Origin of the sequence: Hyalangium sp. (assembly GCF_035629615.1) — a bacterium.
Taxonomy (GTDB): domain Bacteria; phylum Myxococcota; class Myxococcia; order Myxococcales; family Myxococcaceae; genus Hyalangium.
This window is the reverse complement of record NZ_DASPHO010000268.1, coordinates 1-10,662: the sequence shown is the minus strand read 5'-3', so window position 1 is coordinate 10,662 and position 10,662 is coordinate 1. Positions and strand designations below refer to the sequence as shown.

9 protein-coding genes and 1 pseudogene are annotated in these 10,662 nt (G+C 67.7%); 3 read left to right on the top strand and 7 right to left on the bottom strand.

All coding sequences use genetic code 11. From position 1 onward, the window contains the following. Both VD972_RS13575 and VD972_RS13570 read right to left on the bottom strand, forming a co-directional pair. Positions 1 to 97 (bottom strand): annotated as a pseudogene (locus VD972_RS13575) (RidA family protein); the annotation flags it as partial. An 81-nt stretch (positions 98 to 178) separates the two neighbouring features. Next, a complete protein-coding gene (locus VD972_RS13570; protein ID WP_324986440.1) occupies positions 179 to 2,389 on the bottom strand; it encodes a bifunctional (p)ppGpp synthetase/guanosine-3',5'-bis(diphosphate) 3'-pyrophosphohydrolase in 2,211 nt (736 codons plus the stop codon). Positions 2,390 to 3,067: 678 nt separating this feature from the next. Here VD972_RS13570 and VD972_RS13565 point away from each other — a divergent pair. After that, positions 3,068 to 3,781: an FHA domain-containing protein gene (locus VD972_RS13565; RefSeq protein WP_324986437.1), complete on the top strand. Its 714-nt coding sequence runs from the start codon at positions 3,068 to 3,070 to the stop codon at positions 3,779 to 3,781. A 15-nt stretch (positions 3,782 to 3,796) separates the two neighbouring features. Here the strand turns inward: VD972_RS13565 and VD972_RS13560 are convergent, their stop codons facing one another. After that, positions 3,797 to 5,467 (bottom strand): serine/threonine-protein kinase, encoded by a 1,671-nt coding sequence (locus tag VD972_RS13560; RefSeq protein ID WP_324986435.1) that lies wholly within the window; start codon positions 5,465 to 5,467, stop codon positions 3,797 to 3,799. A gap of 200 nt (positions 5,468 to 5,667) precedes the next feature. On the opposite strand from VD972_RS13560, the gene VD972_RS13555 reads away from it, so the two are divergent. After that, positions 5,668 to 6,435: an FHA domain-containing protein gene (locus VD972_RS13555; RefSeq protein ID WP_324986432.1), complete on the top strand. Its 768-nt coding sequence runs from the start codon at positions 5,668 to 5,670 to the stop codon at positions 6,433 to 6,435. Between the two features lie 49 nt (positions 6,436 to 6,484). Here the strand turns inward: VD972_RS13555 and VD972_RS13550 are convergent, their stop codons facing one another. Further along, positions 6,485 to 6,847, bottom strand: a complete 363-nt coding sequence (locus VD972_RS13550; protein WP_044191746.1) for a TraR/DksA family transcriptional regulator — start codon at positions 6,845 to 6,847, stop codon at positions 6,485 to 6,487. A gap of 129 nt (positions 6,848 to 6,976) precedes the next feature. Between VD972_RS13550 and VD972_RS13545 the strand changes: the two genes are divergently transcribed. After that, entirely contained in the window at positions 6,977 to 7,858 is an 882-nt protein-coding gene (locus tag VD972_RS13545; RefSeq protein WP_324986426.1) for a DNA integrity scanning protein DisA nucleotide-binding domain protein, read from the top strand. 25 nt (positions 7,859 to 7,883) lie between these two features. Here the strand turns inward: VD972_RS13545 and VD972_RS13540 are convergent, their stop codons facing one another. The 3 genes from VD972_RS13540 to VD972_RS13530 all read right to left on the bottom strand — a co-directional run bounded on the left by VD972_RS13540 (position 7,884) and on the right by VD972_RS13530 (position 10,391). Further along, positions 7,884 to 8,849, bottom strand: a complete 966-nt coding sequence (locus VD972_RS13540; protein ID WP_324986423.1) for a hypothetical protein — start codon at positions 8,847 to 8,849, stop codon at positions 7,884 to 7,886. A 33-nt stretch (positions 8,850 to 8,882) separates the two neighbouring features. Then, on the bottom strand, positions 8,883 to 9,335 hold the full coding sequence (locus VD972_RS13535) for an ABA4-like family protein (protein ID WP_324986420.1): 453 nt from the start codon (positions 9,333 to 9,335) through the stop codon (positions 8,883 to 8,885). Positions 9,336 to 9,587: 252 nt separating this feature from the next. Further along, the gene (locus tag VD972_RS13530) at positions 9,588 to 10,391 is read right to left on the bottom strand and encodes a glycoside hydrolase family 19 protein (RefSeq protein WP_324986417.1); all 804 of its coding nucleotides are present in this window, start codon (positions 10,389 to 10,391) and stop codon (positions 9,588 to 9,590) included. Between the last annotated feature and the right edge of the window lie 271 nt (positions 10,392 to 10,662).

The window sequence follows — 10,662 nt, the reverse complement described above, 5'->3', positions numbered from 1 at the left end:
AGAGGAAGGTCATCTTCCCGGCGTCCACCTGGATCGCCTGCGAGTAGGGGCCGATAGCCTGGGGGGCGCTGTCGGAATGAATGGCGTTGCGAGCCATGAGGGCACCTCGGGGTGAAGCGGCCGTCCGCCGGCCGCGGTCCAAAGGAGCCTCTAACACGAATCCCAGCGCCCGCCGCGCTCAGATGCGCTCGACGGAGTGCACTCCGTTGAGCCGTTCAATGGTGCGAATCAGGTCCGTGAGCTGCTTGAGATCCGAGATCGTCACCTCGAAGGTGTTCACCGCCCGGTCATCCCCGGTGGCCCGGCAGTTGGCCTGGGAGATGTTGACGCCCTTCTTGGAGAACGTGTTGGAGATGTCGGCCAGCAGGCCGGGCCGGTCCGCGGTGAGCACGCGCAGGGTGACGGGGCGCTTGAAGTCGCCACGCACATCCCAGGACACGTCCACCCGCCGCTCCGGATCCGTGGCGAGCGACTTCTCGCACCCGTCGGTGTGCACGGTGACGCCGCGCCCACGGGTAATGAAGCCAACGATGGGATCGCCGGGCACGGGGTTGCAGCAGCGCCCGAAGCGCACGAGCACGTCGTCCACCCCGCCAATCTGCACGCCGCTGCGGGCGGGGCGCCCCACCAGCCGCTTGGCCAGATCCGTCACCTTCGACAGCCCCGGCAGCATGGAGGAGCCGCTGCTCTCGCCGTTGGAGGAGTGCCCCCCCGGGCCCGGCCGCTCCTCCGTGGTCAGCTTCTCCTGCGGCACGAAGCGCTGGATGAGCTGCTGCGGCGTCACCTTCCCGTAGCCGATCGCCACCAGCAGATCTTCCTCGATGCGGTAGCCCAGCTCCTCGCCCGCCTTCTTCAGCTCGCCGTTCTTGGTGAGCTTGTTGAGGTTGAGCTGGTAGCGCTTGAACTCGCGCTCGGCCAGCTCGCGCCCCAGCTGCAGGCTCTTGTCGCGCTGCTGCTGCTTGATGAAGTTGCGGATGCGCTGCTGGGCGCGGCTCGTCTTGACGAAGGTGAGCCAGTCCTTGGAGGGGTGCGCCTGTGGGCTGGTGAGCACCTCCACCATGTCCCCGTTCTTCAGCTTGTAGCGCAGCGGGACGATCTTCCCGTTCACCTTGGCGCCCACGCACCGGCCGCCCACGTCCGAGTGGATGGCGTAGGCGAAGTCCACCGGCGTGGCCCCGCGCGGCAGGCTCTTCACGTCCCCCTTGGGCGTGAAGACGAACACCTCGTCGGTGAAGAGGTCGACCTTGACCGTCTCCAGGAACTCCTTCGGATCCTTCAGATCCTGCTGCCACTCCATGAGCTGACGCAGCCAAGCAAACTTCTCGTCATCCTTGGAGATGAGGACCTTGCCCTCTTTGTAGGCCCAGTGCGCCGCGATGCCCTCCTCGGCGATCTTGTGCATCTCCGGAGTGCGGATCTGCACCTCCACGCGCTCGCTCAGCGGGCCGATCACCGTGGTGTGCAGCGACTGATACATGTTGGGCTTGGGGATCGCGATGAAGTCCTTGAAGCGCCCCGGCACCGGCTTCCACAGCTGGTGCACCAGCCCCAGCGCCTCGTAGCACGAGGGCAGCGTGGGCATGAGGATCCGGAAGGCGATGATGTCGTGGATCTGATCGAAGTCGATGCCCTGCTGCTTGATCTTCTTGTAGATGCTGTAGACGTGCTTGAAGCGGCCGCTGACGTCGCCCTTGAGCCCGCGCTCCTCCAGCTTGGTGCGGATGATCGCGCTGGTGTCGTCGATGTACTTCTCACGCTCCTTCTTGCGCTTGTCCAGCTTCTCCTGGAGGTTGAAGAACTCCTGCGGCTTGACGTAGCGGAAGGAGAGATCCTCCAGCTCGATCTTGATCCAGCTGATGCCCAGGCGGTTGGCCAGGGGCGCGTAGATGTCCAGCGTCTCCTGGGCGATCCGGGCCTGCTTCTCCTCGGACATGTGATCCAGCGTCCGCATGTTGTGCGTGCGGTCCGCCAGCTTCACCAGGATGACGCGGATGTCCTGCGCCATCGCGATGATCATCTTCCGGAAGTTCTCCGCCTGCTTCTCCTCCTGGGAGAGCGTGGCGGAGGCCGAGAACTTGGAGAGCTTGGTGACCCCGTCAACGAGCTGGGCCACCTCCGGGCCGAACAGCTCGGTGAGCTCCTCGGCCGTGGCCAGGGTGTCCTCGATGGTGTCATGGAGGAGCCCCGTGACGATCGAGGCCTCGTCGAGCTTGAGCTCGGCCAGGATGCCGGCGACCTCGAGCGGATGGATCAGGTAGGGCTCCCCGGACTTGCGGAGCTGGCCCTGATGCACCTTGGCCGAGTAGACGTACGCCTTCTTGATGATGTCCAGATCGGGGTCCGGGTGATAGGAGGCAACCCGCTGGAGGATGTCGTTGAGGCGAATCATTTAGAGGCAGAGGCAATCGTAACTTTCAGAGGCAAGCGGGGCAACGTCGTAGGTTCTCCGTGTGGAGGCCTTGCTCTTCTTGACTCCTGCAGAAGCGCTCGCATTCGTTGACCCGATGTTTTAGGGACCCATAAAGTCTCCCCGCCCATGTCACAGCTCCTGCTGTCCGCCCTTGCCGTGGTCTGTCCGAACTGTGACGGCCACAATCCGCCCCGTACGGCGGTGTGTGCACAGTGTGGAGCTTCCGTGAGCGAGACCCCGGGCGGCCCCCGAGCTGCGCCTCCTCGCCCGGCCCCCGGGCAGCGTCCCCCCGCCCCTGCAGGCGGCCCTGCCCCTCGCGCGGCCCCCGTCTCCAGCTTCCCCCGAGGAGCCGACAGCGGGCCGCCTGTGCCCCGCTCGGGCGAAGTCGTCCCGCCAGGCCTGCGGCCGTCCGCTCGGACGCCCCTCCCCACGGCCGCCGGCATCCCCGTGGAGAGGGGCCCCAATGCCCGCCCTGGCCCCCCAGTGCCCTCGATGGCTCCCGTGGGGACGGCCCGGCCTGCTCCGGCCCCCCCTCCCTCCGGCTCGCGCCCTCCCCTGGCGGAGGCCCCGCCTCCTCGAGCCGCTCCTGCTCCTCGCGGCCCACCTCCGGTGCCCTTCGAGCGCTCAGCACCTCCTGTTCCGGACTCCGCCCCTCCCGTGCCCAAGGCGGCGCCCACGGCCGCCCCCCCCGCCGCACCCGGCACCGCGCGCCCTGCTCCCGCAGCCTCGAAGTTCGGGATCACGGTGGTGGCCGGCTCGAGCCGGGGCCAGCGCTACAAGCTGCCCGTGACGGGCTGCGTGGTGGGCCGCAGCCGGGGCGCCATCCTCTTGCAGGATGACCCGTTCGTCTCCGCGCTCCACGCGACGTTCCTCGTGAAGGAGGGCACCCTCTTCGTCCGTGACGAGAGCAGCGCCTCCGGGGTCTATGTCACCATCCCCGGCACGGAGGCCATCACGGCCCGGACGCTGTTCAGCGCCGGCGCGCGGGTCTTCCGCTTCAGCGGCCGCATCGAGATCCCCATCGCCCAGCCCGGACAGCCCGTCATCTACGGCGCGCCCGTGCCGCTCGGCCAGGCCATCTACGTGGTGGAGGAGATGATGGTGGGTGGACGGGCAGGCCGGGCCGTGGTGGCGGCCACCACGCTGCTCACCATTGGCCAGGCCCACTGCGACTTCAGCTTCCCCCAGGACGAGGGGCTCGCCGGCCGCCACTGCGAGCTCAGCCCGACGGCCACCGGGGCCATGCTGAGGGATCTCTCCGGTGGCCTGGGGACGTACGTGCGCATCCCCCCTGCCACCGAGCGTCCGCTGCGCTCGGGGGACCGTGTCCGGATCGGGAACCACGTGTTCCAGGTGGAGCTGCTGGGCTGAGGCACTGCCCGCGGCTCACTGCGGCGGCATGGGCGGGGCGTTCGCGCTCTTCAAGACCTGCGCGATGTAGTCGGCGGCCTTGGAGTTCGGCACGTCCTTGAGGTGACGCGACCACCAGTTGCGCGCCTCCTCGATCTTGTTGTTCTGCAGGTAGACCTCGCCCAGCTTGAGGGCCAGATCCGGCCTGGGATCGAACCCGAAGGCCTTCTTGTACTCGGTGGCCGCCAGGCTCAGGTGGCCTCGCCGCACCAGCACATCTCCCTCGTTCTCGGCCTCGCGCGCCTTCTGCGCGTTCCGGTTCTGGATGGGGATCTCCTGCTCGTACAGCGGCTTGGTGAGGTCCGGCCCCTGAGCGGGGGTGCCATCCTGCCCTGGCAGGGGCACGTTGCTCGGCAGCGAGTATTCCTCGGGCCCTCCCTGACCGGCCCCGAAGTTCGTGTAGTAGTAGTACGCGGCGATCGCCAGCGCGGCGAGGACCAGGGTGATGGTGAGCGCCTTGAAGAAGCCGAACCCGCCCACCTCCTCATCACCGTGGACGGTGGGCACGATGGCCTCCGTCCTGTCGCTGGTGATGGGCATCGGGTTCTGCATCGTCTGCATCAGCTCCGGCACGGCGCGGACCGTGGCCTCGACGGTGGGCTCGTTGGAGCCCCAGCCGGGATCCGTGCCTGGCTGCGTGTCGATGTGGCTGCCGCCCGTGGCCCGGCGTGGCAGCGGCGCGAGCACCGGCACGGACACCGGGGCGGACGTCGGCGCGGGAGGCTGGGAGATCGGCACCCTGCGGGACGAGGCCTCCAGGCGGCGCCTGTCCCGGTCCACCGAGAGCAGCTCCGCCTTGAACGCCTCCGCGTTGGCGGGCCGATCGTTGGGATCCTTGGACAGGGTGCGGAGGATGAGCCGCTCCATGCCCGGAGAGATGCGGGCCTCCGGCCGCCGCTTGGAGGGCGGCAGCGGCTCCTCGGTGAGGTGCTTGGTGGCGAAGCCCACCGCGGAGTCGGACTCGAAGGGCAGCAGCCCCGTCGTGAGCTGGTAGAGGATGACTCCCACCGCGTACAGATCCGAGCGATGATCCAGCTGCGCGCCCCGGGCCTGCTCCGGGGACATGTACTCCGGGGTGCCGCAGACGAAGCCGGCCCGGGTGAGCGCGGGCCCGTCATCGCCGTTGGTGTCCGTGATCTTCGCGATGCCGAAGTCCAGCACCTTCACGAAGTCCGGATCGTTGCGGCGCTGCTCCAACATGATGTTCTCGGGCTTGAGATCCCGGTGGATGACGCCAGCGCCGTGCGCATCCGAGAGCGCGGAGAGCACCTGGCTGACGATGCGCACCACTCGTGGCTCGGGCAGCGGCCAGTCCCGGCTGAGGACCTGGTGCAGATCCTGCCCGGGGACGAACTCCATGGCGATGAAGAGCGCGCCGTCCTCGGCCTGGCCGAAGTCCAGGATGCTGATGGAGTTGGGGTGGTTGAGGCGGCTGGCGGCCTTGGCCTCGCGCTGGAAGCGGGCGACGGTGCGCTCGTCCGACAGCAGGGACTGGCGCAGGACCTTGAGGACCACCGGCTTGTCCAGCGCGAGCTGGCGGGCCTTGTACACCTTGCCCATGCCGCCCTCGCCGATCAGCGCCTCCACCCGGTACTTCTTCGCCAGCGTCTGGCCGATGTACTCATCACCTTCGGCCGCAGTGCGCACGAGGGTAGAGCCGCAGGAGGGGCAGTACCTGGAGGTCTCTCCGGCGTCTGTGCCACAGGTGGGGCAGCGCAAGGCGTGTGTCCGTCCCAGGAGTCGTGAGGGTGTGGAATCCAGAGTTCAACACGTTGATGGGTCTGCATCAAGCCATGCTCGCGGGGCGAGCAACCCTGCTCCGGCCTTGATATGAGGGGGGAGCCTGCATGGCTACAACCTTCTGCCCCCGCTGCGACGTCGAGAACCCCGAGGACGCCTCCATCTGCCAGACCTGCGGCGCCCCGATGCGCTCTGGTACCCTGGTGATGGCGGTCTCCCAGATTGCCCCGCGCCCCCAGGTCTCCATCCGGGTGGTCCGCGCGGATGGTGGCCCGGAGTCCGTGGTCCGCATGAGCCGCGACACGCTCACCTGCGGCCAGAACCCTCAGGCCGATCTGAGGCTGCCGGACGATCCCTTCGTCATGCCGGACCAGGCGCGCTTCTTCTTCTCCGGCGTCCGGCTGGCGGTGGAGGACGTGGGTGGTGCCAACGGCGTCTTCGTGCGGCTGCGCCAGGAGCGGGAGCTGCCCACGGGCGGCGAGCTGCGGCTGGGCCGTCAGCGGCTGGTGCTCGAGCCCATCTCGGCGGCCGCCGTGGGGCCAGGGGGCGCCCAGATCTGGGGCTCACCGGATGCGGGCTACCGGCTGCGGCTCATCCAGCTGCTGGAGGGCGGCATGCGCGGCGGGGCCTACCCCCTCAAGGAAGGGGACAACCTGTTGGGCCGTGAACAGGGGGACATCACCTTCCCCACGGACGGCTTCGTCTCCGGACGCCACGCCGTCCTCACCGTCCGCAAGGATCAGCTGATGGTACGAGACGTCGGCTCGTCCAACGGCACGTTCATGCGCCTGACGGGCCCCACCTTCGTAGACAACGGCGACCACTTCCTCATGGGCCGTCAGCTGCTCCGAGTGGAGATCCAGGCTCTGGTCTGAGGCGAGGCCGCGTGGCGCGAGAAGTCACGCGGCCCGGAGCGCCCGGCGATCAGCCGTACGAGCGCTCCTTTTTCTCCTGCTCCTCCTTGCAGCGGATGCAGAGCGTGGTGACGGGCCGGGCCTCGAGGCGCTTGGGGGAGATGTCCTCCTCGCAGCGCTCGCAGATGCCGAAGGTGCCGTCCTCGATGCGCTGCAGCGCCTTCTCGATCTTCTGGAGGAGGAACTTCTCGCGATCGCGCAGTCGGAACACCATGGACTGAGCGTATTCGGAGGAGGCCTGATCAATCTCGTCCGGGAGATCATCCGTGTCGAAGCTGGACTCCTCCACGAGGGTCTTCTTCGCGCTCTCGAGCAGCGCCGTCTTGCTGTCCTCGAGCATCTTCTTGTACCGCTTGAGATCTTTCTGGTTCACAGCCTTCGCTCCGATGGGCGAGAAAAACGACCCCGTCCGCCTAAAAAAAAGGCCCGAAAGCTTTATTCAGGTAGGCCGTGGTGTCAAGGTGTCCACGCGTCCCTGTCACCGGGAGAGAGGAGAAGCAGCATGAGCGAGAGTTCGAAGTTCGACCGGGAGTTCCTGCGCTCGGCCCTCTCCCTGGCGAACCGGGGCGAGGTGAGCCACTTTCTCTATATCTGCGACACGCCCATCGCGCCGGAGGATCTGCGGGGACGGCCAGCTCGGAAGAAGATCATCTACGCGGTGACGTCGGACAAGATCGCACAGGAGCTGCTGAACCGGAAGTTCCGCGCGCTGGTGATCCCCGCCTATGACTACTCGCGGACGGAGCGGATCAAGGTAGCCCTCGTGTCCGCGCTCTCCCAGGGAGCACTCAAGGAGGGGGATCTGGTGCTGTGCATGACGGGGAAGGTCGGCCGGCCCGCGGACACGCTGATGCAGACGCGCATCGGCGGCTCGCTGGACGACCGGGTGGCCATCGAGGGCGTGAAGCTGGGAGATGAGTTCAACTCGCAGGTGGTGGACGCGCTGATCCAGCTGACACTGCAGATCGGCCAGGAGGGCTTCGAGGGACACCCGATCGGGACGATCATCACGATCGGGGATCACACGAGCGTGCTGGAGAAGAGCCGGCAGATGACGATCAACCCGTTCCAAGGGCTGTCCGAGGCCGAGCGCAACGTGCTGGATCCGAAGATCCGCGAGGCGATCAAGAACTTCTCGGTGCTGGACGGGGCCTTCATCATCCGCGAGGACGGCGTGGTGCTGGCTGCGGGCCGCTACCTGTCCGCGTCGGACGAGGCGGTGAAGATCCCACTGGGGCTCGGGGCGAGGCATGCGGCGGCGGCGGGGATCACCTCCACCACCCACTGCATCGCGCTGGTGGTGAGCCAGACCTCGGGCGCGGTGCGGCTCTTCAAGGGCGGCAACATCCTCCTGGAGCTGCACCAGACGGCACGCCGGACGTAGAGGCAGCACCCGCGCTGTCAGAAGCTCAGGCCGTCGCGAGGGAGAGTCCCCTCTTCCGCGCGACGCTCACCGCGAACGTGATGAGGCCCGCCAGCACCACCACCGCGAGGCTCGCGGCGCCCACCATGTCCCACTGGGTGACGGGCAGGCCACGCAAGGCCTGGATCGCGAGCACCCCGGTCAGCCCCAGGTAGGCCACCCCCGCGGCCCGGACCAGGGCCAGACGCTGGGACTCGGAGCGGCCACGCCGGCGCGCGAGCAGCGCCGCGAGCACAGGCAGCACCTGCATGCCGTGCAGCCCGAGGAAGTGCGCCGGCCGCATGTCGCCCGCGGTGGTGCTCCAGCCAACGAGCGGCAGGCCCGGGCCCCCGTCCTTTCCGCCGATGGTGTGTCCACCCGCCTCCAGCGCCTTACCGGCCTTCATGACCGCGACCTGCTCGGCCCGCGGCGTCACCATGAAGTGTCCCAGCCCCGCCCCCACCACTCCCACCACCAACCCCAGGCGCAGCGCCGAGGCCAGGGAGCGATCCTCGAGCTTCGCCCTCAGCAGCACCACGGCCAGCACCATCATCGTCACCCACAGCACCATGATGACGATGCCCATGGCCCCGAAGATGACGTTGTCGAACGGCGTCGCGACGTTGAAGTGGCTGCGAACCCCGCGCGCCGCCTGGATCGTGATGCCCACCATCTCGAGGGCGCCACACGCGGCGAGGATGGCGCCCACCCCACGCACGAAGCGGCGGCGCTCGGAGAGGAAGCTGAGGAAGTACAAGATCGTGGCGTCGTAGATCGCCAGCGACACGTAGAACTTCGTCGGCTTCAGCCAGGCGGGCTCGCCTGCCACCTGCCGCGGATCGAGCAGGATACCGGCAGTGGTGAACACAGCGGCGACGAGCATCACGACGGTGCTCACGGCGAGGACGGGCGACAGGGCCCAGGCCTGGCTCCAGAGCTTGCGCGGAAAGGACACGGGAGAGATCGAGGACATGGGAATTCTCCTTGGGAGGGCAGCGAGCAGAGCTCAGTGGGAGGGAGCAGGGAGCGGAGCGACGGCCGGCAGGAAGCGCCGCGACACCAGCCGGACGGCCGCGTAGGTGAGATAGCCCGCCGGCCCGAGCATGAAGGTGAGCAGCAGGCAGGGCACGACGGCCAGGTGAGGGATGCCACGGCGCTGGGCATCCGCGAGCACCACTCGGCCCACGAGGAAGTCGAACGCCAGGTAGTGGATCCACCCCGCCAGCAGCATCCCGGGGCGCTGCAGCGCGGCGCCGATGTGCTCCAGCGTGTCGAACTCGCGCAGCAGGCCCGGCAGGTGGGGCGCGACCAGCACCAGGTACAGCACTCCAATCCCGAGCGGCAGCACGTCGCTCTCCAGCAGCCACCGCGTGAAGCGGGTGCGGGGCGCCACCACCATCGCCAGCCAACCCACCAGCACCGGGACGTTCAGGACCTTCAGGATCAGCTCTTCGTTCACGGGCCACCTCGGCAGAGCGCGTGGCCGGGCTCACCGACACGCTGATGTAGACAGTGTAAACGTCAATGTTTCCGGCGTCAACACGAAAGTTTCCACCGTCAACACCGACGGTGGACGACGGCCCACTCGGAGAGGCTCCTGGGGGGCAAGCGCCCAAAACGAAACGAGGACCGTGGGCCGCTGGGGCTCACGATCCTCGTCGCGCTACTGCCTCGAATGTGGAGCGGCGACTTGGGAGCGCGCCGGCTCAGCTCACAGGACGCTCAGCGCGCGGTTGTAGTACTGCTGACGGTCCGCCAAGCCGTTGTAGCCACCGTTGATGCGGCGGGTGACCTCGCGGAAGTTGCCGGACTCGGCCAGGGAGTTCAGCCCGCGGCTCTTCCAGAACCAGGCGGCGGTGCGGAAGCCCACGTCCGGATCCGCGGCGCGCTTCGGGTTGTTCTCCAGGTCGATGCCCAGCGCCTGGCCCGCCGCCCGGTAGTTGGAGCGACCGGTCAGCTGGATGGGGCCGCGGCCCTTGAAGCGCGTGCCGTCGCCCGGCTGGGTGTTGCCCAGATCCCGGCGGCCCTCGTACGCCGAACCCGAGGCGATCTCCTCCATGTACCGGAGCTGGCCGCTCTCGTGCGCCAGCTGCGACAGGAACGCCGCCTTCTGGTTCTTCGTGGTGATGCCCGCCTCAGCCATGGCGTTGTTGATGTGCGGCAGGTACTGCTCCGCCTTCGCCTGCGAGAGGTTCGGCATGATCTTGCGCAGCTGATCCATCGTCACGCCCTTGCCGTTGCCAGCCGGAGCGCTCGGGCCCGTCACAGGGCCCGCCTGGGTGGGCGACTGGGTCGAGCTACCCGGGCGGCTGCTGCTGCCGGGCATCCCCGGAGGAGCCGTGGCAGGACGCTGCCCAGGGCGATCGAACCCATCCGGAATCGTGAGCTTCCGCCCGGTGATGATGAGATCCGGGTTCTTGATGTTGTTGGTCTTCGCGAGGGCCGACACGCTCGTGCCGTACTTCTGGGCCAGCGCGCTCAGGGTGTCGCCGCGACGAATGGTGTGGATAGCCATGGGGAGCTCCGGGGGAAGTGTGTGAGAGCTAAACCCATTGTCGTAACAGGTAAGAAAGAGTTGCTTACATTCTGATACCTCCCTGCCTTCGGGGGCTCAGCCTGCCTGCAATCCCTGTATTTACGGTGGTTTAGAGCTCCTAACAAAAGTCAGGTTTGAAGCCCCCGGAAGAGTATCAGGCAGGTCCCCAGAACGAGGAGACTGAAGTGGACATCGTCTCGGCGCTCGTCACGCACCCGCAGTCGCCGCAGCTGATTGATCCATGCGTTGG